The sequence below is a fragment of the Ornithinimicrobium jinqii genome, assembly GCF_045032595.1.
Lineage (GTDB): Bacteria > Actinomycetota > Actinomycetes > Actinomycetales > Dermatophilaceae > Ornithinicoccus.
In genome coordinates this window covers 1-25,402 of sequence record NZ_JBJFZS010000025.1, presented here as the reverse complement: position 1 = coordinate 25,402, position 25,402 = coordinate 1, and the positions used below count along the sequence as shown (strand labels likewise).

Genomic DNA, 25,402 nt, shown 5'->3' with positions numbered 1-25,402 from the left:
TCACCGGTGCGGCACGGTGAGGTGCTGGTGCACCTCGGTGACCACGACCGACCCCTCCCCGACGGCTGACGCGACGCGCTTGACCGACCCGCTGCGCACGTCACCGACCGCGAAGACCCCGGGCACCGAGGTCTCATGGGGGTGCCGGGGGTCCGCGGACCCCTCGGTGGCGTCGATGCCGGTCAGGACGAAGCCGTAGCTGTCCCGGCGCACCTCTGCCGGCAGCCAGTCGGTGTGCGGCTCGGCGCCGATCATCACGAACAGCCCGTCCACGCCGATGCTCTTCGTGTCGCCGCTCTGCCGGTCGGTGAGGACGAGCTGCTCGAGCCGGCCCGTGCCGGTGGCCCCGGTCACGTCGCTCGAGAGGTGCACCGTGATGACGGGTTCGCCGGCGATCGCGTCCACCAGGTAGGCCGACATGGTGTCCGCCAGCAGGGGCCCGCGGACCACGAGGTGCACCTCGCGGCAGTAGCGGGCCAGCTGGAGGACCGCCTGACCGGCGGAGTTGCCTCCTCCCGCCACCGCGGCGGACAGCCCGGCGAGCGCGTGGGCGGCCGAGACGCTGGCGCCGTAGTAGACACCGTGACCGGTGAAGGCCTCGACGTCGGGGACCCCCAGGCGGCGGTAGGCGACACCGCACGCCAGCACGACCGCCCGCGCGACGACGCTGCCCTGCCCGGAGACGTCGGCCCGGAAGAGCTCGCCCTCACGGCTGAGCGCCACCACCGAGGGGGTGAGCACGAAGCGGGCCCCGAACATCCACGCCTGCTGGTAGCCGCGCTGGGCCAGCTCGGAGCCGCTCAGCCCCCGGGCGAAGCCGAGGTAGTTGCGGATCAGCGCGCTCGTGCCCGCCTGCCCACCGATCGCCTCCCGCTCGACCACGAGCGTGCGCAGACCCTCGGAGGCGCCGTAGACGGCGGCAGCCAGGCCGGAGGGCCCGGCCCCGACCACCAGCAGGTCGACGTCGCGCCAGTGGTCCTCGACGGACGTCGGGATGCCCCAGGCCGCCAGCACGTCGGCGTCCGTGGGGTCCACGAGGGTGGTGCCGCCGAGCGCGGGCATCCACACCAGGACCTCGCCGTCGACATGGGGCTCGGCAGACTCCAGCACGTGCTGGCCCGCCTCGGTGCCGCGGTCCCGGAAGGCGTAGGGGATGCGGTTGCGGTGCAGCAGGTTGCTCACCTCGAACGCCCGCCCGGAGTGCTTGTCCGCGACGACGACGACCTCCCGCTTGTTGCGCGGGTCAGCGCGGGACCAGTCCTGGACGATCTCGGCCACGGTCCGGTGGAAGAGCTCGTCCCCGTCGGTCCACGGCCGGAGCACGTAGGAGTGCAGGTCCCCGATCTCCGTGCCCCGCAGGATCAGCTCGGCGACGTCCGGGTCTGACCAGGCGCCCCAGTCCACGAGCAGGCAGCGGCGCGCCTCCGGGTGACGGGTGCGGGCCGTCGCGACCACGGCCTCCCGGTCGCTGGCCGCCAGCCGGTCGTCGACCAGGACCAGGGCCACCCGCTCGCCCCGCTCGTACGCCCCCTCGAGCAGCCGGACCGCGTCGGACGCGCAGATCTCCCCCCGGACCCGGTAGCTGGGCCCGAAGCTGCGCGCGAGCTCGGTCTCGGTCCTGCCCAGCCGTCGGGGGTCACTCTCGACGGCGAGCAGGAGCGGCCGGACGCTCCAACCGTCCGCGGCCATGCTTCAGAGTAGGCCCGTCGCCGCGGTCGCACCAGACCCTCGTCCCCTCTGCTGACCCGCCGTGCGGCCCCCGGGCGGTCAGGTGGGTGCGCCCGGCGGCGGTGCCGGACCCGGATGGGTGCTCACCGTGGCGATGCTGCCAGAGTGGGGCCGTGAGCCAGCCGTCCCCGAACGCCCACCTCGGCGAACCGCTGCTCGACCGCTGGCTCGCCGACGCCGCCCGCCTCGCCCCCGACGCAGGGCGGGAGCGCTGGGTGCAGGAGGGGTCGCTGCTGCTCCGCGCCTGGGGGCAGCCGCACCGGCGCTACCACACGGTCGAGCACCTGCACGAGGTGCTGGCCGCCCTCGACGAGCTGGCCGCGGCCGGGGCGGTTCGGGAGGACGACGCGCTGATCGCGCGTGCCGTGGCCTGGTTCCACGACGTCCACCACGACGCGCGCGCCACGGCGCCGGGCAGCAACGAGCACCGCAGCGCCACGATGGCGCGCGACCACCTCCACCAGCTCGGCGTGGCGGACGACGTCGTCGACGCCGTCGAGGCCGGCGTCCTCATGACCGCCGACCACGACGTCTCCCGCAGCGGGTCGTCGACGGCGCTGGTCGCCGCCGTCCACGACGCCGACCTGTGGATCCTCTCGGCGCCCCGGGACAGGTATGCGGCATACCGCCGGCAGGTGCGCGAGGAGTATGCCCACCTGCCCGAGGGCCTCTTCCGAGACGGACGGTCCGCGATCCTGCGCGGGTTCGCCGGGCGCGAACGGCTCTACGTCACCGGGCACGCTCACGCGGCCTGGACCGGGGGCGCGCGGGCCAACGTCGCGGCGGAGATCGCGGACCTCGGGGCCGGCGAGCCGGCCTGACCGCCGCGCGTCAGCGGTGGTGGCCCCACCACAGGTCGACGAGCGCCCACCACGGCTCGTGGCCGGCGAGGCGCTCGGCCTCGCGCCGGGTGGCCCAGCGCGCCTCGAGGACGTCGTCGAGCAGCGGGGCGACGGCGTGCCGGGCGGCCACGGGCGCGGCCAGGACCGCGAGCAGGTTGACGCCGTCGCGCCAGCTGCCGGTGCCGTGACCGTGCTGCACGACGATCCGCTCGTAGCCCACGGGTGTCAGCACCTCGGGTGCCAGCCGGAGCCCGGTCTCCTCCGCGACCTCGCGCACCGCCCCCTCGCGCACGCTCTCGCCGGCGTCACGCTTGCCCCCGGGCGGTGCCCAGCCGTCGCGCCCCGCGCTGCGCACCAGAACGATCTCCCCGCGGGCCGGGGTGCTGACGATGACGACCGCGGCGGAGGTGCTGGTGGCCGGCTCGTGCGGTGAGGCGACGACGTCGAGGGTGTGCGGCAGCCCCAGCCAGCCGAGCCCGTCGGCGAACCGGCCCAGGGGGCGCTCACCGCGCCTCTTGGGGAAGCGGAGCCCGCTGTCGCGGAGCCGCCGGGCCACGTCCTGACCGGTCGTTGGCCGTGCCCCGGCCGCGACGGCCTCCGGCCGCCGTTCTTCGGGGAGGTCGTAGTGGTCGCCCTCGAAGGACCGTAGCGGGATGCCGGCCCGTCGGGCGAAGTCGTGCAGCTCCATCAGCGACTCGTCGCTGATCACGTGGCACCAGTGCCGTCCGTGCGCCGGCCAGATCGGGACGTCGACCCAGATCGTCATGGCGCCCGAGCCTACCCGGGCGTCGTCCACCGGCTGCGTTGTGGACATCCTCTGCGGAGCCGCGGTCTGCTCTCCTATCGTCGGTGGCACGAGGTGGCGACCGACGTCACCGCCCACGAGGGAGGGACCCTTATGAGCAACACCTTCGCGGTCGACACGGCCAGGATCGCTGCTGCGTCGGCCGACATCGAACGCATCGCCACGTCCATCGAGTCGGAGGTGCGGGCCATGATGGCCACGCTGACGGCGCTCCAGGACTGCTGGACGGGCACCGCCTCCGGCAGCTTCCAGGCGGTGACCCACGACTGGAGCGGCACGCAGGAGCGGGTCCGTGCCTCGCTGCAGCAGATCTCGACGACACTGCGCACCGCCGGGCAGGACTACGAGACGGTCGAGCAGAACAACCGGATGCGCTTCTCGGCCTGAGACAGCCCGACGGGGCGGCCCTTCCGCGAAGGAAGGTCCGCCCCGTCGGGGTGGTGGTTCGCCCGCGAGGAACGCGGGCGCGCTGTGGTCCGACCCGGGGGTCAGAAGTCCATGCCACCCATGCCGCCGTCGCCGCCCGGCATGGCCGGGGTCTTCTCCGGCTTGTCGGCGATGACGACCTCGGTGGTCAGGAACAGGGCCGCGATGGAGGCCGCGTTCTGCAGGGCAGAGCGGGTCACCTTCACGGGGTCGGCGACACCGAAGCCCAGCATGTCGCCGTACTCGCCGGTGGCCGCGTTGAGGCCCTCGCCAGCGGGCAGGTTGCGCACCTTCTCCGCCACGACGCCGCCCTCGAGGCCGGCGTTGATCGCGATCTGCTTCAGCGGAGCCTCGATGGCCACCTTGACGATGTTCGCGCCCGTGGCCTCGTCCCCGGTGAGGGTCAGACCCTCGAAGGCGGCGTTGGAGGCCTGGATGAGGGCCACGCCACCACCGGCGACGATGCCCTCCTCGACGGCAGCCTTGGCGTTGCGGACGGCGTCCTCGATGCGGTGCTTGCGCTCCTTGAGCTCGACCTCGGTCGCGGCGCCAGCCTTGATGACGGCGACGCCACCGGCCAGCTTGGCCAGGCGCTCCTGCAGCTTCTCGCGGTCGTAGTCGGAGTCGCTGTTCTCGATCTCGGCGCGGATCTGGGACACGCGACCGGCGATCTGGTCGGCGTCGCCGCCGCCCTCGACGATCGTGGTCTCGTCCTTGCTCACGACGACCTTGCGGGCGGTGCCCACGAGGTCGAGCTCGGCCGTCTCCAGCTTCAGGCCGACCTCCTCGGAGATGACCTGAGCCCCGGTGAGGATGGCGATGTCACCGAGCATGGCCTTGCGACGGTCGCCGAAGCCCGGGGCCTTGATGGCCACGGAGCGGAAGTTGCCCTTGATCTTGTTGACCACCAGGGTCGCGAGGGCCTCGCCCTCGACGTCCTCGGCGATGATCGCCAGCGGCTTGCCGGACTGCATGACCTTCTCCAGCAGCGGCAGCAGGTCCTTGACCGAGGAGATCTTGGAGTTGACCACGAGGACGTAGGCGTCCTCGAGCACGGCCTCCATGCGCTCGGTGTCGGTCACGAAGTAGGGCGAGATGTAGCCCTTGTCGAACCGCATGCCCTCGGTGAGCTCGAGCTCCAGGCCGAAGGTGTTGGACTCCTCGACGGTGATGACACCCTCGTTGCCCACCTTGTCCATGGCCTCGGCGATCATCTCGCCGATCTCGTTGTCGGCCGCGGAGATGGACGCGGACTGCGCGATCTGCTCCTTGGTCTCGACCGGCTTGGCCATCGCCAGCAGCGCGTCGTTGACGGCGCTGACGGCGGTCTCGATGCCGCGCTTGAGGGCCATCGGGTTGGCGCCGGCGGCCACGTTGCGCAGGCCTTCCTTCACCATGGCCTGGGCCAGCACGGTCGCGGTCGTCGTGCCGTCACCGGCGACGTCGTCCGTCTTCTTCGCGACCTCCTTGACCAGCTCGGCGCCGATCTTCTCGTAGGGGTCCTCGAGCTCGATCTCCTTGGCGATGCTCACACCATCGTTGGTGATGGTGGGGGCGCCCCACTTCTTCTCGAGCACCACGTTGCGGCCCTTGGGGCCGAGGGTCACCTTGACGGCGTCGGCAAGGGTGTTCATACCCTTTTCGAGACCGCGGCGAGCCTCCTCGTCGAATGCAATGGTCTTGGCCATTGGGTACTTCCTCCACACGCTGATGGGCGGCTGACCGCCAGTGTCGCCCGCGACGGACGAGCCAGGCTCCGGGGCTCACGTCGCCCCTTCGCCCGACCCTCGACGCTGCCGGTCGGGTTTATCACTCTCACGGGGAGAGTGCTAAGTCCCATCATGGTGAATCGTTCCGGCGAGTGCAAATGCCCGGGCCCCCGCCGGGCGCCCCGGCAGCTGTCGGGCCCCTCAGGTCCGCAGCTCCAGAGCCCGCACGGCGGCGTCCCGCAGCGTCTGGTCCTGCAGGCTCAGTCCGCGCCCCGCGCTCATGAGGGCGTCCACGCCGGCGAGGCCGCCGTCCAGCACCTCGGCGAAGCGCTCGGCCAGCTGCGTGAGCTGCGCCGTCTGCCGGTCGACGAAGTCACGGTCGACCACGTCGCCGTGGCCCGGCACCCACACGTCCGCCACCTCGGTGGAGGGCTTGCCCGTGAGCGACCGCAGGGTGGCGGCCCACTCCAGGGGGAAGGCGTCCTCCATCATCGGGTCGGCACCCTCCTCGACGAGGTCGCCGGCGAAGACGACGCCCGCGTCGGGGACGGCCACGCCCAGGTCGTGGTCGGTGTGCCCGCGGCCGCAATAGACCAGCTCGACCGTGCGTCCTCCGAGGTCGAGCTCGGTGTCCTGCTCGACGAGGTAGAACGGCAGCACGATCTCGGTGCTCTCGATGTCGAGCGCGATCTGCTCGCGGTCCGTGCTGCGCATGTGGGCGACGATCTGGTCGCGCTGGTGCTCCCCCGTGCGCCGCAGGTCGTCCGCCGCACCCACGTGGGCGTAGATCTGGGAGTCACGGAAGGCGGAGTTGCCGAAGCAGTGGTCGTAGTGGGCGTGGGTGTTGACGACCACCACCTCGAGGTCGGTCAGCTCACGGACCGACTCGGCCAGCTCGACTCCGTGCTGGTGGTAGCTGCGGGTGTCGACGACGAGAGCCCGACGTTCGCCGAGGACCAGACCACAGTTGAGGTTGAGCTCGTCGTGCCGGCGGACATAGACCCCTGGCGCGACACTGCGCCAGGTCACCTCAGCCATGACGGCCACTCTACGTGTCGGCGGCCCCTAGGACAGGCCGGTGATCGTCCCGTCCTCGGCGATGTCCATGCCGGTGGCCGCGGGCACGCGCGGCAGGCCAGGCATCCGCATGATGTCGCCGGTCAGCGCCACCACGAAGCCGGCGCCGGCGTTGACGACGAGCTCGCGGACGGTGATCCGGAAGCCGCGCGGAGCACCGAGCAGGGTGGGGTCGTCGGAGAAGGAGTACTGCGTCTTGGCCATGCAGACCGGGAGGTGCCCGTGCCCACCGGCCTCCAGCTGCGCGAGCTCCTTCTCCGCCCGCGGCGCCAGGTCGACACCGTCGGCGCGGTAGACCTCGCGGGCCACCGTCTCGATCTTGGTCCGCAGGTCGTCCTCGCTGCGGTAGAGGGGGGCGAAGGTGCTGCCCTGCTCGCAGAGCTCCACCACGGCGCGCGCGAGCTCCATACCCCCCTCCCCTCCCCGGGTGAAGACGTCGGAGAGCACGGCCCGGGCGCCCAGCTCGGCGCACCGCTGCGCCACGAGCCCCAGCTCGGCCTCGGTGTCGGTGGGGAAGCGGTTGATCGCCACCACCACGGGGACGCCGAACTTCTGGAGGTTCTCGAGGTGCTGCTCGAGGTTGACCACCCCGACGCCGAGGGCATCGAGGTCCTCGGTCGCCAGCGTCTTCTTGTCCATGCCGCCGTTGAGCTTGAGGGCCCGCACGGTCGCGACGAGGACGACCGCGCTCGGCACCAGCCCTGCTGCGGGGCAGACGATGTCGAAGAACTTCTCGGCACCCAGGTCCGCGCCGAAGCCCGCCTCGGTGACCACGTAGTCCGCCAGCTTGAGCGCCGTCCGGGTCGCCAGCACCGAGTTGTTGCCGTGCGCGATGTTCGCGAACGGACCACCGTGGATGATCGCGGGCGTGTTCTCCAGGGTCTGCACCAGGTTGGGCTTGACCGCGTCCTTCATGAGCAGCGCCATGGCCCCGGGTGCCTCCAGCTGGGCGGCCGTGACGGGCTCATCGGCGAAGGTGCGGGCGACGATGATCCGGCCGAACCGCTCCTTGAGGTCCTCCAGCCCCGAGGCGAGGCAGAGCGCCGCCATGATCTCGCTGGCCACGGTGATCTCGAAGCCGCTCTCGCGGGTGACGCCGTCGGTGCGGCGGCCCAGACCGACGACGATGTTGCGCAGGGCGCGGTCGTTCATGTCGAGCACCCGCTTCCACACGACGCGCTTGGGGTCGATCCCCAGCGGGTTGCCCTGGTGCAGCGAGTTGTCGAGGAGGGCGGAGAGCAGGTTGTGCGCCGACGTGATCGCGTGGAAGTCACCGGTGAAGTGCAGGTTGATGTCGTCCATCGGCACCACCTGGGCGTAGCCGCCCCCGGCCGCGCCGCCCTTCATCCCGAAGCACGGGCCGAGCGACGGCTCGCGCAGCGTGGTCATCGCGCGCACGCCGAGCCGGTTGAGGGCCATCGACAGCCCGACGTTGGTCGTGGTCTTGCCCTCGCCCGCGGCCGTCGGGTTGATGGCGGTGCACAGGATCAGCCTGCCGTCGGGGCGGTCCGCCAACCGGTCGAGGATGCCCAGCGACAGCTTGGCCTTGTCGTGGCCGTAGGGCTCGTAGTCGCTCTCGCTCAACCCCAGTGCTGCAGCGATCGTGCCGATCGGCAAGAGGGTGGCTGCCTGGGCGATCTCGACGTCGGACATCACGGGAAGAGCCTCCTGAGGCTGGTCGGGACCACCGTGGTCCCGTGCGCCCCCACGCTATCGGGTGGGTCCCTACAGCTCGATGCCGAGGCGGCGGGCCGACCGGCTCCGCTGCCGGCGCGCCCGCTGGCGGCGCAGCCGCTTGATCAGCATCGGGTCGTGGGCGAGCGCGTCCTCGCTGTCGATCAGCTGGTTGAGGATCTGGTAGTAGCGGGTGGGGCTGAGGTCGAAGAGGTCCTTGACGGCCTGCTCCTTGGACCCGGCGTACTGCCACCACTGGTGCTCGAAGTCGAGGATCTGACGGTCGCGGTCGGACAGGGTCGTCGACGTGTCGGCGTCGTGCACGCGCGGGGCGGCGCCCATTTCAGACTCCCTCTTGTCCTGCTGGCATGACCGGATCGGGACGAGTCTAGGGCACGGGAACTACAGGCGTGTCATTTCTTCTGCGGCGGGTCGGGCCGGGTGGGTCCCGTCCACGCCTCCCCCGGCCCGGGGCGCGCGGCGACGGTGCACGTCATACCCTGTCGCCGTGCCTGCCCCCTCGTCTCCCGCGCCGCTGGAAGCCCTCGTGCACCCGTCCTGGGCGCGCGCGCTCGAGCCGGTAGCGGCGGCCGTCGCGGAGCTCGGAGCCTTCCTGCGCGAGGAGGTGGCCGACGGGCGCGGCTACCTGCCTCCTGGGCCGCAGGTGCTGCGCGTTTTCGAGCAGCCGCTCGACGCGGTGCGCGTGCTGATCGTCGGCCAGGACCCCTACCCGACCACGGGGCACGCCGTGGGCCTGAGCTTCTCCGTCGCCCCTGACGTGCGGCCGGTCCCCCGGAGCCTGCAGAACATCTACGTCGAGCTGGTCGACGACCTGGGCGTGCCGACCCCCTCGACCGGCGACCTCACGCCGTGGGCGGAGCACGGCGTCATGCTCCTGAACCGGGTGCTCACCGTGCGGCCGGGCGCCCCAGCCAGCCACCGCGGCCGGGGCTGGGAGCAGGTCACCGACCTCGCGATCGACACCCTCGTGCGCCGCGGCGGGCCGCTCGTCGCGATCCTGTGGGGCCGGGACGCCCGCGGGCTGGCCGGTCGGCTCGGCGACGTGCCCCGGCTGGAGAGCGCGCACCCCTCGCCGCTGTCCGCGCGCGGCGGCTTCTTCGGCAGCCGGCCCTTCAGCCGGGCCAACGAGCTGCTCGTCCGCCAGGGGGCGGACCCGGTCGACTGGAGGTTGCCGTGACGGACGGGGCCGGGCCGGAGGGGGTGGGCACCGACGGAGCGGGTATGCGGCCCGCGTCACCCGGCGCGCGGGCGTGGACCCGCTACGTCGCCGTCGGCGACTCCTTCACCGAGGGGATGAGCGACCCGGACCCCACGACGCCGGGCGCCTACGTCGGCTGGGCCGACCGGCTGGCCACGCTGCTGGCCCCGCACGCGGAGGAGTTCTCCTACGCCAACCTGGCGGTGCGCGGGCGCAAGCTCGCGGACGTGGCGGGACCGCAGCTCGACGCCGCCCTCGAGCTGGAGCCGGACCTGGTCAGCATCGTCGGTGGCGGCAACGACCTCCTGCGGCCGCGCGCCGACGTCGACGCGCTCGCCGCCCGGCTCGAAACGGCGGTGGCGCGGGCGCGGGCGACCGGCGCTGACGTGCTCATGGCGACGCCCACCGACCCGGCCGGAGCGCCGATCATCGGGCGGACGCGGGGGCGGGTGGGCGTCTACATCGCCCACATCTGGACGATCGCCGAGCAGCACGGGGCGTTCGTGCTCAACCAGTGGGCCTGCGACTTCCTCAAGGACTGGCGCATGTGGGCGCAGGACCGGATCCACATGACGCCCGAGGGGCACCGTCGCATCGCGCTGGCGGCCTACGCTGCGCTCGGCCACGACCCGGCCGACGCCGACTGGCACGTGCCGCTGCCACCGCAGGCGCCGCCCGGGGCGCTGGAGACGATCCGCGACAACGCGCAGTGGGCCCGGGACTACGGCGCTCCGTGGGTGCAGCGCCGCCTGCAGGGTCGCTCGTCGGGGGACACCGTGAGCGCCAAGCGGCCGGGACTGCTGCCCGTCGAGCACGACGACCGCACGACACGAAGGAGCACGCCATGACGCTCGGACGCGGCCTGTGGCTCACCGTCCTCGGGCCCGCAGCCCTCGAGGCCCTGCCGACCGCGGGGGTGGGGTGGCTGGGGGTTGACCTCCAGCACGGGCAGTACGAGGTCGTCGACCTGCTCGACCTGCTCCGCGTGACGTCGGTCCCCGTGCTGGCCAGGGCCGCGTCCCACGACCCTGCCCACCTGGCCCGTGTGCTCGACACCGGCGTCGCCGGCGTCATCGTGCCCGGCGTGGGGGGCGGCGAGGAGGCGGCGGCCCTGGTGTCAGCCGTCCGGCCCCCGCCGGAGGGGGGACGCAGCACCGGGCTGTCGCGCAGCGCCGTCGTGGGCGCCCCGGAGCGGCCGCTGCTCCTGGCGATGATCGAGACCCGCGACGGTCTCGAGGCGGTGGACGACATCGCCGGCTGTCCGGGCGTGGACGGCCTGTTCGTCGGCCCCTACGACCTGTCCCTGTCCCTGGGTCGTCCCTCGGTGGTGGACGAGGAGGTGGTGGCGGCGATCGGCACGGTGATCCGCACCGCCCGCAGCCACGGCCTGCTGGCCGGCGCGTTCTCCGCGAACCGGGACCTGGACCGGCTGCTGCCCGAGCTGGACCTCGTGGGGGTGGACACCGACGTCGCGGTGCTCGGCGCCGGCATGGCGGGGCTGTTCAGCGCGACGTGAGCTCGGCCTGCCGACGGGCACGGAGCCGCGGCGCCCAGGCGAGCACGAGGCCGACGAGCAGACCGAGGCCAAGCTGGCCGGCGAGCCCGAGGAGACCGACGACGACCACGGTCGCCCAGTCCCACGGGCGGCGGACGTCGCGCAGCAGGAGGATGTGCACGATGCCGGCCACCGCAAGCAGCCCGGCGAGGACCGGCAGCGGGAAGGCGACGAGGAGGCCGGCGAGCGCCGACCCCAGCACGAGGGCCAGGGCCACCAGGACCCCGCCCATGACCACCGGGGCCGCCCCGGTCCGGGCGCCGAACGCACGGTGCGCGCTCATGCCCCCGGCGCCGTGGCAGACCGGCATGCCCCCGATGGCGCCGACGACCAGGTTGGTCAGCCCGAGCGAGGTCGCCAGCCGACCGGGTGTCACGCGCCGTGCCTCCTCGCCGAAGTAATCACGGGCCACGTCCGCCGTCGCGAGGCAGGAGTTGGCGAAGGTGAGGGGCAGCTGCGGCAGCACCAGCACGGTGAGGGCCAGGCCGAAGGTCGCGGCGTCCAGGCTCGGGACCGTGAGCGCGGACGGACCGAGGCTCAGCGACGGCCCGTGCCAGGCGATCGCCCCGGCGGCGAGCCCGACGAGGCCGAGGGTGACCAGGCGCTGGCGCCACAGGCCGGCGGCCAGGGCGACGAGCACGGCGCCGGCGACCAGCCACCACGACGGGCGGGCGGCGTCGGTGAACGCGACGGGCGGGGAGCTGACCAGTCCCCAGGCGACCTTGAGGAACAGCAGGCCGACAGACAGCTGGACGCCTCTGATGACCGGCTGCGGGACCCAGCGCGCGGCCCGGTCCAGTAGTCCGGTCACCCCGAGGAGCACGAAGATCACGCCCATGAGCAGAGCCCCCGCAGCGATGACGTCGGACCCGAGCCCCTGTGCGATGGCGATGGCGCCGAACGCCTTGAGCGGCTGCACCGGGACCGGCACCCGGTAGACCAGACCGGAGACGACGTAGAGGATCCCGGCCGGCAGCAGCACGGCCGTCGCGGAGAGCCCGTTGACCACGATGAGTGCCACGGCGATCGGCACCAGCACCCCGAGGTCGCCGAAGGCTCCCGCGACCTCCCGCCAGCTCCACCGCATACCCCGCATCCTCGCACCGTCCTCCCGACCGGACCCGACCGCACGGCGCGTCCGGTGGGCGGGATGAGGAGGTGACGTGACGTCCAGGGATATCGTGCCGGGCATGGTGCAACGAGTGCTCCCGACCGACGAGGCCGCCGACCTGCTCGCCCTGGTGCGGGAGATCGCCGACGAGCAGCTGCTTCCGCAGGTCGACGAGGCCGAGGCGGCGCACCGCTTCCCTCGCGAGGTCTTCACCATGCTCGGCCGGACCGGGCTGCTGTCGCTGTCCTACCCCGAGGAGCAGGGCGGCGGGGGACAGCCGGCGGAGGTCTACCTGCAGGTCGTCGAGGAGGTCGCCCGCGCCTGGATGTCGGTCGCCGTGGGCGTGTCCGTCCACGCGCTGACCTGCTTCCCGCTGGCCACCTTCGGCACCCCCGAGCAGCAGGAGCGCTGGCTGCCCGGGATGCTCTCGGGCGAGCAGCTGGGCGCCTACTGCCTGTCCGAGCCGCAGGCCGGCTCCGACGTCGCAGCCATCCGCACCCGGGCCGTGCGGGACGGGGACGACTACGTGCTGACGGGCGGCAAGGCGTGGATCAGCCACGCCGGCCACGCCGACTTCTACACCACCTTCGCCCGCACCTCCGACCAGGGTGGCAGGGGCCTGTCCTGCTTCCTGGTGCCGGCCGACGCGGAGGGGCTCACCTTCGCCGAGCCGGAGCGCAAGATGGGCCTGCACAGCGACACGGTCGGCGAGGTGCTCTTCGACGAGGTCCGTCTCGAGGGCTCTCGCCTGATCGGCCAGCAGGGGCAGGGTATGGCGATCGCGCTCGCCGCTCTCGACTCCGGCCGGCTCGGGATCGCCGCTGCCGCAACGGGCCTGGCCCAGCGCGCGCTCGAGGTGGCGAGTGCCTACGCCGGCGAGCGCGAGCAGTTCGGTCGGCCGATCGCCGAGAACCAGGGGCTCGCCTTCCTGATCGCCGACATGGCGGCGGCCGTGGGGTCGGCCCGGGCGACCTACCTGCACGGGGCGCGGCTCAAGGACGCCGGCCTGCCGCACACGCAGGAGGCCTCGATCGCCAAGCTCGTCGCCACCGACGCCGCGATGAAGGTCACCACGGACGCGGTCCAGGTGCTCGGCGGCTACGGCTACACGACCGACTTCCCGGTCGAGCGCTTCATGCGCGAGGCGAAGGTCACCCAGATCTTCGAGGGCACCAACCAGATCCAGCGGCTCGTCATCTCGCGCCAGGTCCTGGCGCAGCACCGCTGACCGGCTCCACCCCGTATCCCGGAGGAACGCATGCAGATCACCGAGTCCACCGTCGCGCTCGTCACCGGCGGAGCCTCCGGCCTGGGCGAGCAGACCGCCCGCCGCCTGCTGGACGACGGTGCGCAGGTCGTGCTGGTCGACCTGCCGGGCGGCCGGGGGGAGGAGCTGGCCGCCTCGATGGGCGACCGTGCGCACTTCGCCGGCGCCGACGTCCGGGACGAGGAGCAGGTCGCCGCAGCCGTCGCCACGGCCGCCGGGCTCGGCGAGCTGCGCGTCGTCGTCAACTGCGCGGGGGTGGCCACCCCCGGCCGGATCCTGTCACGGCGCGGCGTGCTCCCCCTCGAGGCCTACCGCACCGTGGTCGAGATCAACCTGATCGGCACCTTCAACGTGCTCCGGCTCACGGCCGAGCAGATGGCCGGCAACGAGCCGGTCGAGGGCGATCGCGGCGTGGTCGTGATGACCGCGTCCGTGGCGGCCTTCGACGGGCAGATCGGGCAGGCGGCCTACGCCTCGTCCAAGGCCGGCGTCGTCGGGCTCACCCTGACCGCCGCGCGCGACCTCGCCGACAAGGCGATCCGGGTGATGACGATCGCCCCCGGCATCTTCGAGACGCCGATGATGGCGGGCCTGGGGGAGGACGTGAGGGCCTCCCTGGAGGCGCTCGTGCCCCACCCCGCCCGGCTGGGCAGACCGCAGGAGTATGCGGCTCTCGTCGCCCACATCGTCGAGAACCCGCTGCTCAACGGCGAGGTCATCCGTCTCGACGGGGCCCTGCGGATGCCGCCCCGCTAGACCCGAGCGTCAGGTCAGCCCGAGGGTCTGCACCTGCCGCTCGACCACCGCTGCGAACAGGTGGTCAGCCGGGTCTGCCGAGCCGACGAGGTGCCCGGCCAGCTCGAGGGAGACGAGACCGACCAGCGCAGCCAGCTCGGCGATGACGGCGGCGACGCCGCTGGGCTCCAGCTCGCGGGGCGGCCCGGACAGGTCCGCCGTGAGCGAGGCCGCCACCGGTGCGAGCTGCCGCACCAGGGGGGAGCGGTCGAAAGCAGGGACCGGCTCACGCGCGCCGACGGCGAGGAAGTGCTGGGCGACGGCCGCGGCGGCCGGGACCGTCTCCGGCGGGGCGACGTACCCCGGGATGGGCGTGCCGTAGATGAGCTGGAACTCCTGCCGGTGGTCGAGCGCCCAGGAGCGCAGCGCCGCGGCCAGCGCTGCCCACCGCCGCGCTGGGGCGCGCCGGTGGGGAGCGGCCCCCAGCGCCGCGTCGAGGTGGCTGTAGCTCTCGACGATCATCGCGGTCAGCAGTGCTTCGCGGGTGGGGAAGTATCGGTAGACCGCCGAGGAGACGAGGCCGACGTCGCGGGCGACCGCCCGCATCGACAGTCCCCCTCCCCCGTGCTCCTCGATCTGCCGACGTGCCGCCGCCAGGATCCGCGCCGTCGTCTCGGCCCTGGCACGTTCGCGCACACCCGTCATGCCGCTCATCCTCGCACACGGAGAGAGCAGCGCTCTTGCACGAGCGAGAGCGCTGCTCTACCCTGGACTGATACGAGAGCACCGCTCTCACAAAGGAGCAGCCATGAACCCCCTCAGCCCGACCCGCCTCCTGGTCCCCACCGCCGCGACCGGCGCCCTGATGGCGACCTACCTCCTCCTGCGGCCCTACGGCGACGGCGGAGGGTCCACGACACCTGCCGCCGCCGAGGCCTTCGCCTCCCCCTGGTGGGTGCTCGCGCACGTCTGCGGCGGGCTCTCTCTGGCCGCGTTCGGCTGGCTCGCCCTGGCGGTGTCGGACCTGACCCAGGGGCGGGCGGGCCGCCTCGCCCGCTGGGCCGGGCCGGCCGGCGTGGTTCTCGTGCTGCCCTACTACGGCGCCGAGACCTACGGGCTGCAGGCCGTGGGCGCTCGAGCCGTGGTCGGCGACCCGACAGCCCTCGCCCTCGTGGAGCAGATCCGCAACCAGCCCGTCGGGCTCACCCTGTTCGCACTCGGCCTGCTGCTGCTCGCGGTCTCCGGTGTCGCCACCGCCCTCGCGTGCCAGCGCGCCGGCCTCACCTCCCCTGCGTGGGCGGCGTGGCCACTCGGGATCGGCGTCGCTCTCGTGCTCCCACAGTTCTTCCTGCCCTCGTCCGGCCGGGTGGTCTTCGGGTTGGCGTATGCCCTCGCCGCCACCGTCCTCATCGTCGCGGTCCTCCGGTCACGGCGGACGATGCTGGCGTCGACCGAGCCGGCACTGGCGCGAGGCCGAGCCGCGGTGGCAGGCTGAGGGGGGCACACCCTCCAACCGCCACCTTCACCCGCAGGGAGACCCATCATGGGACGACCGGTCCACTTCGAGATCCAGGCCGACGACGTCGAGCGCGCCAAGGCCTTCTACGCCTCGGTCTTTGGCTGGACCTACGAGGACTACTCCGCGCTCACGGGCTCGACCTACTACGGGATCGTCACGGGGGCCGAGGGCGAGCCGGGGATCAACGGCGGGCTGCTCGAGCGGCCGGCACCCGCACCAGCGTCCGAGCAGGGCACCAACGCGTTCGTCTGCACGATGGGCGTGCAGGACTACGACGCCACCGAGGCCGCGATCCTCGGGGCCGGAGGTCGGGTCGCGCTGCCCAAGTACGCGCTGCCGGGCATGGCGTGGCAGGGCTACTACCTGGACACCGAGGGCAACACCTTCGGCATCCACCAGCCCGACGAGCAGGCTGGCTGAGTCGACTGCCACTGGCCAGCTGCCTCCGCCACCCATCAGGGCCCGACGTGCCAGGCGCGGAGCCGCGCGAGCTCCTGGGGCGGCACCCCGAGGAGGGTGACGAGCTGGCCGTCGGTGAGCAGCGCCTGCACCCGCCAGGCCCGCTCCCCCGGCTGGTCGGGACGCAGGTCCAGGATGTCGGAGCGCGTCAGCCGGCGCACCCGGCGCCCCTCGGTCAGCACGATCGCATCGGGCTCGAGCCGGGTGCCGCTGTGCTCGTGCCGGCTGGCCCACACCAGGAACGTCCCGTAGGCCAGCCACACCACCAGGAGCAGGAGGGCGGGGGTCCGCCAGGGCCACGCGACGGCCAGCCCGACCAGCGCGCTGAGCACGACGGTCACGCCGATGGCAGCGCGCATCGCCGGCAGCCAGGTCGGCTGCATCAGCCACACGGCGGGCTGGTCCTGCGGACGTCTCGGACCCACCGCTCAAGGGTAGGGCCGCGGTCCGCGCGGTGGGGCATCCCCCGGGAAGATCCGGCCTGGGGATGCCGGCGCTGCTGGCCTCAGCGGCGTCGCAGCTGCCTGCGGACGTCGCGCACCGAACCGGCCGGGACGCCGGGGAGCTCGAGCCGGCGACCGTCCCGCAGGACCGCGACCACACCGTTGCGGCGCGGGTCCTCCTCCACCTTCTCCACGACCGCGGCCGGCTTCTCGACGCGGCGGATGCCGTCGTGCACGACCAGCCCCTCGGGCGTCACGGTCGTGCTGCCTCCCGCGCGCAGGTAGGTGGCGACGAGCAGCCCCACGACCACGACCCTCAGCAAGATCCCGAGAAGGTCCTCGGCGGGGGGCACCTCCCCCGCCGTGTAGCGCCATACCGACATCACCAGCACCAGGAGCAGAGCGGCGAGCAGGGTCCAGGACAGGGCCTTCGGTCTGTGCCGCTCCCAGGTCATGTGCCCAGCGTATTCAGGACCTCGAACGAGTAGCGTCTCCGGGGTGACCGAGAAGCAGCCCTACGCCGTGGTGCAGACCTACGAGGAGTTCGAGGTCCGGTGCTACCCGTCGCACGTGGTCGCGGAGGTCGTCGTCAGTGCCTCGTTCGAGGACGCCGGCCCGACCGCCTTTCGGACCCTGCTCGACTACATCAGCGGCCAGAACCTCTCGGCCAGCAAGGTCGCCATGACGGCGCCTGTCGTCCAGCGCCGGCCCGAGAAGATCTCGATGACCGAACCCGTCGAGCAGCGGGAGACCGGCCGGGGCCAGTACGCCGTGGCCTTCGTCCTGCCGGCCACGTACACCCTGGACAGCGCGCCGGTCCCGACCAGTCCGCAGGTGCAGCTGCACGAACGCCCGGCGACGGTCTCCGCCGTGCGGGGGTACCGGGGCCGCTGGACCGAGGCGTCGTTCGACCACCACTCCCGGGTGCTCGGACGCGCGATCGGCGTCGCCGGGCTGACGCCGGCGGGTCCGCCGCGGTGGGCACGCTTCGACCCGCCCTTCGTGCCGTGGTTCCTTCGCCGCAACGAGGTCGTGCAGGACCTCAGAGAACGAGCATGAGCTCGCTGCGTCTCCCCGGTGCTGGGCCAGGGCAGGGCGGTCAGCGCTCCTTCGGGATCACGATCCACAGGGCGATGTAGACGAGCTCGCCCACCCCGGCCAGCCCGAAGATGACGAAGCCGAGCCGCACGAGGAACGTCGACACCCCGAAACGCTCCCCCAGGGCCGCGCAGACGCCTGCGACGACCTTGCCGTTCCTGGGACGGACCAGTGCCTGAGACATTGCTGAGTTCCTTTCGTCGATGTGGCCGCTAGTCGCTTCCGGGGCGCAGCTTGACCCAGCCCCACGCTGCCGTGGCCAGGAAGGCCACGACGCCGATCACCAGGAGCCAGAAGAGCCCTTCGAGCACCGCCCCGAGAACAGCAAAGACCAACCAGAGGATCAGGAGCGTGATGATGAGCGTCTTCATGGCCCGATTCTCGCACCGGTCCGTGCCGACGTCTCGCTGACCTCCGGACGGCGGCGCGCCTGCTAGCGGGCGCCGCGCACCTCGAGCTCGACCTCGTACTGCCCGTCATAGGCGAAGGTGACGCTGCGGTAGGCGAAGCCGACCCGCTCCTCGAGCACGTCGTCGCGGTCCTGCGCCGGCGCGAGGTCGTACTTCACGACCGTCACGTCGTCGAGGGTCACCACGAGGTAGTCCCTCGTCTCACCCTCGACCGTGCGCCGCACGGACAGGACCACCTCGCGCAGGCGCTGGTTCGTCGCGAGGGCGCCCTTCAGGGGTGGGGAGGACCGGTCGTAGTACTTGGAGACGACGACCATGTCGAAGTCGACCCGGCCCCGGCCCGTCGAGCCGCCCCGGTCGTACGGCGCCCCCATGCCGAAACTCATGCTGTGGATCTCGATCTCGTCCTCGTGACCCTTCCGCGTGCTCTCGCCGGGGATGTCGGGGATCTTGACGAATCCGTCGATGCTCATACGGCGTCCTCTCGGGGGTGCCTGCTGACCCCACGCTATGGCGCGTGTCAACCCCCCTCGGTCGTCTCTGCCCCGCCGTCCCAGGTTCCGGGGTCTTGTGCCACCGGTCGTGGTGTTGGTGCAATGCGAGGGTGAAACAGCGCGTGGTCGAGGTGCGGCCGTCGGTGTTCTTCGGGACGACCTTCTTGCTGTCCTGGGCAGTGTGGGTACCCCTCATGCTGATCCGTCTCGGTGTGCTGCCCCAGGTCATCCCCGTCTCGGCCCTGACACCTCTCGCCCTGCCGGGCGTTCTCATGCCGTGCCTCGCCGCGACCGTGCTGACGGCGCGCGCGAGCGGCCGCGAGGGCGTGCGTCGGCTCTACGCCCGGTTGCTGGTGTGGAGGGTGGGCCGCTGGTGGCTGGCCGTGCTCGCCGTCCAGCCCGCGGTGCTGCTCGTCGCCGCCGTGTCCTACAACGCGCTGGGCCGAGCCGACGAGGTGGTCCCCGTCGCCGGGCTGGCGGTCGGCGCGCTGGCGACCTCGGCCGTGTTCCTCCTCGTCGCCAGCACCGGCGAGGAGGTCGGGTGGCGTGGCCTGGCGCTGCCCGCGCTCCAGGCTCAGGGTGGCCCGGTTCGCGCGAGCGTCGTCCTGGGGCTCGTCACCGCCACCTGGCACGTCCCGTACTGGGTCCTGCAGGGCGTTCTCGCCGACCACGGGCCCGTTTACCTGGCTCTCGACTACGTGTTCGTCCTGGCGTTGACCTTCCAGCTGACCTGGCTGGTCAACCACACCGGCGGGAGCGTCCTGGTGGCGGTGGTGTTCCATCTGGTCTTCAACATCGTGAACGTCACGGTCCTGCCGGTGACCGCCAGCGTCGGCGCCTTCGCGATGCTGACGGCGCTCGAGTGCGCCATCGCGCTGGCGCTTCTGGGCAGACTCGACCGTCAGGTCGATGACGGTCGGCCGGTCGGCGCCGCGTGGTCCCCACGGGCGGAGGCGTGATGGCGGGTGGGCACCGGGTCCCTCGACCCCGGCGCGTGTTCGTCGTCGGGGCGAGCCTGGCCGGGATGTTCGCGGCCGCAGCGTGCACCGGAGCCGGGCACGCGGTCACGGTCCTGGAGCGGGACGTGCTGCCGTCGGCGCCGCGGCCCAGACCGGGTGTGCCGCAGGGCCGACAGCCGCACGTGCTGCTCTACCGTGGGCTGCTCGCCCTGGAAGAGCTGCTGCCCGGACTGGGTGAGGACCTGCGTGAGGCCGGCGCCGTGGACCTCGACACCGGTGACCTGGCGTGGCTGGGAGAGGCTGGCTGGAGTCCCTACCGGAGCAGGCAGTTCAGGATCCTGTCTGTGACCCGACCGCTGCTCGAGCACCTCGTCCTGGAGCGCGTCCGGCAGCTGCCCCGCCTCGCCGTCTTCGACGCCAGCCGTGTGGTGTCGGTGTCCAGGGGTCGGGACAGCCCCTGGCAGGTCGCCACCGACGACGGCTCGGTCCACGACGCCGACCTGGTCATCGACGCCTCCGGGCGGGGATCGCGCCTGCCCGCGTGGCTGGCGGGGGCCGGCGTCGGACCGGTGGCCGTCTCGGACGTCGATGCGCGGACCGGCTACGCGACCCGCGAGTATGCCGTCAGGCCCGGACGGGTGGGCCCCGCCGGTGTGGTGGTGCTGCAGACGCCCACGACGCGCGCCGGCGGGCTGGCCCTGCCGGTGGAGGGCGGCCGGTGGCTCGTCACCGCCGTCGGCTCCGGCGAGCACCGCCCACCCAGGGACGCGGACGGGTTCGAGTCGTTCCTGCAGGCCCTGTGCGACCCGGCCGTGGCCGAGGTCGTCGGGGGTTCGTGGCCGCTGAGCGACGTCGCCGTTCACCGGCAGACCGCCAACCGCCGGCTCCACTACGAGCGGCTGCGCCCGTGGCCCTCGGGCCTGTTGGTCGTGGGTGATGCGTTCTGCGCGTTCAACCCGGTCTACGGCCAAGGCATCGCTGTCGCGGCCTGCGAGGCACTCCTGCTCCGGCGGACGTTGGAGCGGGGGCTGCGACCCGGCACCGAGCGGCGCTTGCTGCGCGACTTCGCCAGGCTCACCGCGCTGCCGTGGGGAATCGCGACCAGCGAGGACCTGCGCATGCCGACCAGCGACAGCGCACCGACCGCCGTGCAGTCGCTCACCGGTCGGTGGGTCCGTGAGGTCGCGCGGTTGTCGGCGCACGGCGACGAGCGTGCGCAGTGGGCGATGACCAGGGTCTATCACCTGATGGCCTCACCACGGGTGCTGATGCACCCCGCGCTGGTGATGGCAGCCGTGCGCGCCCACGTGTCCGGCTACGGCCCGCTGAACCCGCGTCCGCAGATCACGGTGCCGCCGACCGCGGCGCCCGGCCCACCTCGTCCGTGACGTGGGACCTGGGCAGACGACGTGTCGGGCTGAGAGCGGTCTCGTCAACACCGCTGCCACTCGCGTCTTCGAGGGGTCCTGTCCAGCGCCGCTCTCGGCATTCCCGCCCCGGCTCCTGCTCGGCCTGACCGTCGGCATCGTGGGCAGGACTACGCTCAGCGCCATGCTGTCGCTGCCGGCGCTCATGGCATTTCTGCCCGTGGCAGCTCTCATCGTCGCGGTGCCCGGCCCGAGTGTGCTCTTCACCATCGGGCGGGCCTTGTCTGTCGGCCGGCGCCCGGCGCTGCTCACCGTGCTCGGCAACGGTGCCGGCCTGGCAGTGCAGGTGGCGGTGATCGCCGTCGGCCTCGGCGCGGTCCTCGCACGAGTGTCGTGGGCACTGACCGGTCTGAAGGTCGTCGGAGGCTGCTACCTGATCTGGCTGGGACTCGTATCGCTCCATCGCCGGGGACAGCACCAAGACAGCGCTGACGTGACCGTGGTGGCGAGTTCGGCCTGGGTAGATCTGCGAGCAGGGTTCATCCTCGGCGTGACCAATCCCAAGACCCTGGTGTTCCTGGCCGCCCTGCTGCCCCAGTTCGTGCCGGAGTCAGCCAGCTGGACCGCCCAGATGGCGATGCTCGGGCTGGCCTTCTCCCTCGTGGCGATCGCAGGAGACAGCATCTGGGCGCTGACGGCGGCACACGCCCGCACCTGGCTCGGCCGCTCAGCGAAGCGGATGGAGAGGGTCCGAGGCGCTGGTGGTCTCATGCTCGTGGGGCTGGGCACCTACACCCTCGTGTCCCACGAGACGGCCCGCTGATCGGGCACCAGCGCAGGACCGACCGGGCGATTCTCATCCAGACCTTCGGTAGCGAAAGAAGAGCACGGCCGCGGTGGTGGTCAGAAGGCCGGCCATGACGTATGGAGACACGGCACCAGGTGCGTCCAGGGCCAGGAACAGGAAACCAGCAACGCACTGCGCTGCCCCCGCGATGATGAACGCCTTCTCGCCGTACAGGTGGGCGAACGGGAAGTAGTGAGCCCCGACCGCGATCATCGCCAGGGGAAAGAAGGCGCCCGGGATCCAGGGGGCGACCATCCACAGCGCCAGGAGCACCACCGACATCGTGGCGGCTGTCTGGATCGCCAAGCCACGCATGGGATGTCCGGCGGGCAGGTCCGCGTGACCGCTCATGATCCGATTGAGCGCGAGATTGGCCGGGAAGATCAGCACTGCACCGCCGATGAAGAGAACGGCAGCGCCCGTCTCCACCCCGACCATGTCGGCCGTCAGGGCTGCCGCCAGCCAGACGACGGCCGAAACGGCCGGCCCACCCCATCCCCCCGAGTAGATCCTGCGGACATCGGCCTGAGCCTCTGCAATGTCTGACGCCACCGGTTCCAGCTCCTCGACGAGTCGGTGGACACACGTCCTTGACGATCCACTCCAGCGTACCCACACCGTCACACGGCCCGGGCGTCCCGATCGTCGACCGGTACGGCGTGGAGGGCGTGCTGGCCGGGATCGGGAAGGGATCGAGCGCCACCGTGCGGTCGTACAGCGCGACGATCTGCCATCGCTGACAGTGTCCCTCGGTGGAGACGAGGTAGACGACCGACAGCACGCCGCCGAGCCGCACGCGGATGTCCTGATCGGAGGGTTCACCTCCGAGTCACCCTCGGAGCCGAGCCAACCCCCGCGTCACACCCCCAGGTCGCGGCGGGGGAACGTCAGCAGTCCAGCCACGAACGCGGCCAGGCTGAGCAGGACGAGCAGCCCGAGTCCGGCCCAGTCGGGACCCTGGTCGAGCGGGCTGTTGCCGAACGCCCAGTGATAGGGGGCGAAGCGCTCGACCCCCTCCATGATGCTCGGGCCGAGGTTGCTGCCGAAGAACCCGAGGACGGCGACGACGATCGCGACCGCGAGGGCGACCCCCGGACGCCCGGTCGCGGCTCCGACGGCGAGGGCGATGAGTGCGTGGACGAGGCCGAGGAGGCTGAGGGCGGCCACTCCGGCCGCGATGTTGACCAGCGGCAGATCCAGCCCGGCCGGCCCGTTGACCGCCGCGGTGACGAACCCCACGACGAGGCCGAGGAGCAGCACGAAGGCTGTCACTCCGAGCGCTCGCCCCGTGTACACCTGGCGCCGGTTCACCGCGGCCGTCACCTCGGTCTCGAGCGCCCCGGACTGCTCGTCGCCGGCGATGGCCCGCGTCCCGCGGGTCATTCCCGCGATGAGGAGAAGAATCGTGCCGATGAGCCCGTAGACGGTGGACTGGGCATAGCCGGCCGGGCTCGCGATGTCATCGAATCCGAAGGCGGACATCATCTCCGCAGGCATCATCTCCATGTACTGGTCGAGCAGCTCCTGGTCCTTGGCCACCGTCGAGTAGAACGACAGGTACATCGTGCTGGCCGCTCCGAGACCGAGCGCCCAGCCGAGGAGCCCGCCGCGGTGGGTCCGCAGCCAGCGCATCATGATCTGCAGGGTCGTCATCGGATGCTCCCCTCGGTGTTCTCGCTGCGGTAGAGCGCGAGGACGCTCTCCTCGAGGTCGGGCGCCTCGGCACGCAGGTGCGAGACGGTATGCGTGGCAAGGGTCGTGAGCAGGTCGTCCGGCGATCCGGTGTGCTCGATCACGACGGTGTCACCGTGGCGGCGGACGTCGGTGACGCCACCGACCCGCCGAAGCGCATCCACGTCGACGGGCGAGGCGAACTGCACCGTGAAGCGGGTCCCGATGGTGCCGCGCAGCTCGTCGAGCGGCGCCTCGGCGATGATCCGACCCTCGCGGATGACCCCGATCCGCTCGGCGACCTGCTCGAGCTCAGACATCACGTGCGAGGAGAGGAACACCGTCTGACCCCGGCCGACCGCCTCCCCGACCATGACGTGGAACTCCTGCTGCACGAGCGGATCCAGCCCGCTCGTCGGCTCGTCGAGGATGAGCAGCTCAGGCTGATGGGCGAAGGCGCGCGCTAGTCCGATCTTCTGCTTGTTCCCTCGGCTCAGCTTGCCGATGACACGGGCGGGGTCGAGGCCCAGCCGTTCCGCATACGGCCGCCATGCGCCCGGCCCTGCGCGGTGGATCCGGGCTTGGTAGTCCAGCCAGGACGCAACATCACTGCGACCGTCCATCGCGAGCTCGCCTGGCAGATAACCGATCCGAGCGCGAACGTCGGCGCCACCGGCACGCGGATCCCTGCCGAGGACCCGGACGGTCCCGCTCGACGGCCGCAGGACATCGACGAGGATCCGCATCGTCGTCGACTTGCCCGCCCCGTTGGGTCCGATGAAGCCATAGACCTCGCCTCGCCGGACGGTCAGGTCGACACCACGCAGCGCCACGTGTCGGCCGTAGCTCTTGTGCAGGTCCTGCAGGACGATCGGGCTGTCGCTCATGTCCCCGTCTCCTTCTACGTTTCCGTCGCTGCCGGCAGATCGTCGCCCACCGTGATCTCGCTGGTGAACAGCCCGCCGGTGAAGATCGTCATCGAGAGCCGTTGGTATGCGGCTGCCGCCGGGTCGGCCATGAGGTCGTCGCCCCCGAGGTGGGCGGACAGCAGGCGCTGGGTGCCGAGAACGCCGAACCCGAACGAGGCGAGCAGCGCGGCCGTCGCCTCGACATCGATGTCGGCGCGCACCCGGCCGTTCTTCTGCAGCTCGCGGAGGAGGTCGGCCGACGCGGACTGCCACCGCTCATACCAGTCCTTGCTGGTCGGTCCGCCGTCGGTGACCGCGCGGACGACGTAGGCGAGGGCGTCGTCGACCTCCGGATGACGGTCGCGGAGGGCCGCGGCGGAGGGGAGGGAGCCGCTGAGCAGCATCTGTCCCTTGGTGTCGGTGTAGCTGAGAACCCGCGCGTCGCACGCCGCGCGCAGCCCGTCCTTCGAGCCGTAGTGATGCAGCACCAGTGCCGGTGAGACGCTCGCGAGCTGCGCGATGGCGCGCAGCGAGCCCGCGGCATACCCGTGCCCGCCGAAGACCGCGAGAGCCGCACGCAGGATCCGCTCCGGGGTGGAGATCCCAGGCTGGTCCACTGGCCGCACGTTCAGCAATCTACACGATCGTTCAGCGCAGCGGGAGAACGAACCACAGCCGAGCCGATCCCTGAGCAGGCGGTCAGGCACCCGCCGGTTCAGGACGCGCTCCCGGCTCACTCGGAGGTCGCCGCCCTGATACTCGTTCAGTAGAGATCGGGTCCGCAGACTCGCCCCCGTGAGTCACATCTGCAGATCTCCAGCAACCTGAAACCCGAGCCTGCGCCCCGCATGCCCAGACGCACTCTCTGCGGCCACCGTTGAAGAGGGCAACAGCCATCGCGCATGGTGCGCAACGGCTGTCTTCGGGGCTGCCGACGGCGATCTGAGTGTGTCGGTGGGCTATCCGGTTGCCTGGGCGTCGGCGTGCGGGGTTGGCGGGGCCAGCATCCCGTGCTGCATGCCCCACCTCACCGCCTGCGCCCGACGGTCGATGTCGAGCTTGCGGTAGGCAGAGCGGAT

The 25,402-nt window shown here is 72.0% G+C and carries 30 protein-coding genes; 13 read left to right on the top strand and 17 right to left on the bottom strand.

Going from position 1 to position 25,402, the window contains the following annotated elements:
• Positions 1-1,689 (bottom strand): NAD(P)/FAD-dependent oxidoreductase, encoded by a 1,689-nt coding sequence (locus ACI3ET_RS12470; RefSeq protein WP_405033382.1) that lies wholly within the window; start codon positions 1,687-1,689, stop codon positions 1-3.
• Between the two features lie 152 nt (positions 1,690-1,841).
• Here ACI3ET_RS12470 and ACI3ET_RS12465 point away from each other — a divergent pair, with 152 nt between their 5' ends.
• A complete protein-coding gene (locus ACI3ET_RS12465) occupies positions 1,842-2,549 on the top strand; it encodes an HD domain-containing protein (protein ID WP_405033381.1) in 708 nt (235 codons plus the stop codon).
• A 10-nt stretch (positions 2,550-2,559) separates the two neighbouring features.
• On the opposite strand, the gene ACI3ET_RS12460 is transcribed toward ACI3ET_RS12465, so the two are convergent.
• Entirely contained in the window at positions 2,560-3,336 is a 777-nt protein-coding gene (locus tag ACI3ET_RS12460; protein ID WP_405033380.1) for a DUF4031 domain-containing protein, read from the bottom strand.
• Positions 3,337-3,468: 132 nt separating this feature from the next.
• On the opposite strand from ACI3ET_RS12460, the gene ACI3ET_RS12455 reads away from it, so the two are divergent.
• Complete coding sequence (locus tag ACI3ET_RS12455; protein ID WP_405033379.1) at positions 3,469-3,762, top strand: WXG100 family type VII secretion target; 294 nt, start codon at positions 3,469-3,471, stop codon at positions 3,760-3,762.
• A 101-nt stretch (positions 3,763-3,863) separates the two neighbouring features.
• Here the strand turns inward: ACI3ET_RS12455 and groL are convergent, their stop codons facing one another.
• The 4 genes from groL to ACI3ET_RS12435 all read right to left on the bottom strand — a co-directional run bounded on the left by groL (position 3,864) and on the right by ACI3ET_RS12435 (position 8,603).
• Positions 3,864-5,489, bottom strand: coding sequence for a chaperonin GroEL (gene groL, locus ACI3ET_RS12450; RefSeq protein WP_405033378.1), 1,626 nt, complete (start codon positions 5,487-5,489; stop codon positions 3,864-3,866).
• A gap of 222 nt (positions 5,490-5,711) precedes the next feature.
• Entirely contained in the window at positions 5,712-6,548 is an 837-nt protein-coding gene (locus ACI3ET_RS12445) for an MBL fold metallo-hydrolase (protein ID WP_405033377.1), read from the bottom strand.
• A 27-nt stretch (positions 6,549-6,575) separates the two neighbouring features.
• The gene (locus ACI3ET_RS12440) at positions 6,576-8,240 is read right to left on the bottom strand and encodes a formate--tetrahydrofolate ligase (protein WP_463671529.1); all 1,665 of its coding nucleotides are present in this window, start codon (positions 8,238-8,240) and stop codon (positions 6,576-6,578) included.
• Between the two features lie 72 nt (positions 8,241-8,312).
• Positions 8,313-8,603 (bottom strand): DUF3263 domain-containing protein, encoded by a 291-nt coding sequence (locus ACI3ET_RS12435; protein ID WP_405033375.1) that lies wholly within the window; start codon positions 8,601-8,603, stop codon positions 8,313-8,315.
• A gap of 166 nt (positions 8,604-8,769) precedes the next feature.
• Between ACI3ET_RS12435 and ACI3ET_RS12430 the strand changes: the two genes are divergently transcribed.
• From ACI3ET_RS12430 to ACI3ET_RS12420, 3 genes are read left to right on the top strand one after another with little or no spacing between them, the layout of a single operon-like run.
• Positions 8,770-9,459 carry a uracil-DNA glycosylase gene (locus ACI3ET_RS12430; RefSeq protein WP_405033374.1) on the top strand — a complete coding sequence of 230 codons (690 nt, stop codon included), beginning with the start codon at positions 8,770-8,772 and terminating at the stop codon, positions 9,457-9,459.
• Positions 9,460-9,503: 44 nt separating this feature from the next.
• Positions 9,504-10,328: an SGNH/GDSL hydrolase family protein gene (locus ACI3ET_RS12425; protein ID WP_405033373.1), complete on the top strand. Its 825-nt coding sequence runs from the start codon at positions 9,504-9,506 to the stop codon at positions 10,326-10,328.
• Complete coding sequence (locus ACI3ET_RS12420; protein WP_405033372.1) at positions 10,325-10,996, top strand: HpcH/HpaI aldolase family protein; 672 nt, start codon at positions 10,325-10,327, stop codon at positions 10,994-10,996. Before ACI3ET_RS12425 ends, ACI3ET_RS12420 begins: the two co-directional genes overlap by 4 nt.
• Here the strand turns inward: ACI3ET_RS12420 and ACI3ET_RS12415 are convergent.
• Positions 10,983-12,122: a putative sulfate/molybdate transporter gene (locus ACI3ET_RS12415; protein ID WP_405033371.1), complete on the bottom strand. Its 1,140-nt coding sequence runs from the start codon at positions 12,120-12,122 to the stop codon at positions 10,983-10,985. The two genes, ACI3ET_RS12420 and ACI3ET_RS12415, sit on opposite strands and share 14 nt — an antisense overlap.
• A 103-nt stretch (positions 12,123-12,225) precedes the next feature.
• On the opposite strand from ACI3ET_RS12415, the gene ACI3ET_RS12410 reads away from it, so the two are divergent.
• Both ACI3ET_RS12410 and ACI3ET_RS12405 read left to right on the top strand, forming a co-directional pair.
• On the top strand, positions 12,226-13,374 hold the full coding sequence (locus ACI3ET_RS12410; RefSeq protein WP_405033487.1) for an acyl-CoA dehydrogenase family protein: 1,149 nt from the start codon (positions 12,226-12,228) through the stop codon (positions 13,372-13,374).
• 30 nt (positions 13,375-13,404) lie between these two features.
• Positions 13,405-14,169, top strand: a complete 765-nt coding sequence (locus ACI3ET_RS12405; RefSeq protein WP_405033370.1) for an SDR family NAD(P)-dependent oxidoreductase — start codon at positions 13,405-13,407, stop codon at positions 14,167-14,169.
• A 9-nt stretch (positions 14,170-14,178) separates the two neighbouring features.
• Here ACI3ET_RS12405 and ACI3ET_RS12400 read toward each other — a convergent pair whose 3' ends face one another.
• Positions 14,179-14,853, bottom strand: a complete 675-nt coding sequence (locus ACI3ET_RS12400) for a TetR/AcrR family transcriptional regulator (protein ID WP_405033369.1) — start codon at positions 14,851-14,853, stop codon at positions 14,179-14,181.
• Positions 14,854-14,956: 103 nt separating this feature from the next.
• Here ACI3ET_RS12400 and ACI3ET_RS12395 point away from each other — a divergent pair, with 103 nt between their 5' ends.
• Positions 14,957-15,643, top strand: a complete 687-nt coding sequence (locus tag ACI3ET_RS12395) for a hypothetical protein (protein ID WP_405033368.1) — start codon at positions 14,957-14,959, stop codon at positions 15,641-15,643.
• 48 nt (positions 15,644-15,691) lie between these two features.
• Positions 15,692-16,087 (top strand): VOC family protein, encoded by a 396-nt coding sequence (locus ACI3ET_RS12390; RefSeq protein WP_405033367.1) that lies wholly within the window; start codon positions 15,692-15,694, stop codon positions 16,085-16,087.
• Positions 16,088-16,122: 35 nt separating this feature from the next.
• On the opposite strand, the gene ACI3ET_RS12385 is transcribed toward ACI3ET_RS12390, so the two are convergent.
• Together ACI3ET_RS12385 and ACI3ET_RS12380 are read right to left on the bottom strand one after the other, a co-directional pair.
• Positions 16,123-16,551, bottom strand: coding sequence for a hypothetical protein (locus ACI3ET_RS12385; RefSeq protein WP_405033366.1), 429 nt, complete (start codon positions 16,549-16,551; stop codon positions 16,123-16,125).
• Positions 16,552-16,631: 80 nt separating this feature from the next.
• On the bottom strand, positions 16,632-17,024 hold the full coding sequence (locus ACI3ET_RS12380) for a hypothetical protein (RefSeq protein WP_405033365.1): 393 nt from the start codon (positions 17,022-17,024) through the stop codon (positions 16,632-16,634).
• Positions 17,025-17,067: 43 nt separating this feature from the next.
• On the opposite strand from ACI3ET_RS12380, the gene ACI3ET_RS12375 reads away from it, so the two are divergent.
• On the top strand, positions 17,068-17,628 hold the full coding sequence (locus tag ACI3ET_RS12375) for an SOUL family heme-binding protein (RefSeq protein ID WP_405033364.1): 561 nt from the start codon (positions 17,068-17,070) through the stop codon (positions 17,626-17,628).
• Positions 17,629-17,668: 40 nt separating this feature from the next.
• Here the strand turns inward: ACI3ET_RS12375 and ACI3ET_RS12370 are convergent, their stop codons facing one another.
• The 3 genes from ACI3ET_RS12370 to ACI3ET_RS12360 all read right to left on the bottom strand — a co-directional run bounded on the left by ACI3ET_RS12370 (position 17,669) and on the right by ACI3ET_RS12360 (position 18,550).
• On the bottom strand, positions 17,669-17,851 hold the full coding sequence (locus ACI3ET_RS12370; RefSeq protein ID WP_405033363.1) for a PspC domain-containing protein: 183 nt from the start codon (positions 17,849-17,851) through the stop codon (positions 17,669-17,671).
• Between the two features lie 28 nt (positions 17,852-17,879).
• Positions 17,880-18,038: a hypothetical protein gene (locus ACI3ET_RS12365; protein ID WP_405033362.1), complete on the bottom strand. Its 159-nt coding sequence runs from the start codon at positions 18,036-18,038 to the stop codon at positions 17,880-17,882.
• Between the two features lie 62 nt (positions 18,039-18,100).
• Positions 18,101-18,550, bottom strand: coding sequence for an Hcp family type VI secretion system effector (locus ACI3ET_RS12360; protein WP_405033361.1), 450 nt, complete (start codon positions 18,548-18,550; stop codon positions 18,101-18,103).
• A gap of 131 nt (positions 18,551-18,681) precedes the next feature.
• On the opposite strand from ACI3ET_RS12360, the gene ACI3ET_RS12355 reads away from it, so the two are divergent.
• The 3 genes from ACI3ET_RS12355 (at position 18,682) to ACI3ET_RS12345 (ending at position 21,720) form a co-directional block, all read left to right on the top strand.
• Positions 18,682-19,530 carry a CPBP family intramembrane glutamic endopeptidase gene (locus ACI3ET_RS12355; protein ID WP_405033360.1) on the top strand — a complete coding sequence of 283 codons (849 nt, stop codon included), beginning with the start codon at positions 18,682-18,684 and terminating at the stop codon, positions 19,528-19,530.
• Entirely contained in the window at positions 19,530-20,918 is a 1,389-nt protein-coding gene (locus ACI3ET_RS12350) for an FAD-dependent oxidoreductase (RefSeq protein ID WP_405033359.1), read from the top strand. The genes ACI3ET_RS12355 and ACI3ET_RS12350 overlap by 1 nt, the downstream gene beginning before the upstream one ends.
• 163 nt (positions 20,919-21,081) lie before the next feature.
• Positions 21,082-21,720 (top strand): LysE family translocator, encoded by a 639-nt coding sequence (locus ACI3ET_RS12345; protein WP_405033358.1) that lies wholly within the window; start codon positions 21,082-21,084, stop codon positions 21,718-21,720.
• A 33-nt stretch (positions 21,721-21,753) separates the two neighbouring features.
• Here ACI3ET_RS12345 and ACI3ET_RS12340 read toward each other — a convergent pair whose 3' ends face one another.
• The 4 genes from ACI3ET_RS12340 to ACI3ET_RS12325 form a co-directional block, all read right to left on the bottom strand.
• Entirely contained in the window at positions 21,754-22,296 is a 543-nt protein-coding gene (locus tag ACI3ET_RS12340; RefSeq protein ID WP_405033357.1) for a DUF7010 family protein, read from the bottom strand.
• Between the two features lie 306 nt (positions 22,297-22,602).
• Positions 22,603-23,397, bottom strand: coding sequence for an ABC transporter permease (locus tag ACI3ET_RS12335; RefSeq protein ID WP_405033356.1), 795 nt, complete (start codon positions 23,395-23,397; stop codon positions 22,603-22,605).
• Positions 23,394-24,302, bottom strand: coding sequence for an ABC transporter ATP-binding protein (locus ACI3ET_RS12330; RefSeq protein ID WP_405033355.1), 909 nt, complete (start codon positions 24,300-24,302; stop codon positions 23,394-23,396). The genes ACI3ET_RS12335 and ACI3ET_RS12330 overlap by 4 nt, the downstream gene beginning before the upstream one ends.
• A 14-nt stretch (positions 24,303-24,316) precedes the next feature.
• Positions 24,317-24,940 (bottom strand): TetR/AcrR family transcriptional regulator, encoded by a 624-nt coding sequence (locus tag ACI3ET_RS12325; RefSeq protein ID WP_405033354.1) that lies wholly within the window; start codon positions 24,938-24,940, stop codon positions 24,317-24,319.
• Positions 24,941-25,402 lie beyond the last annotated feature (462 nt).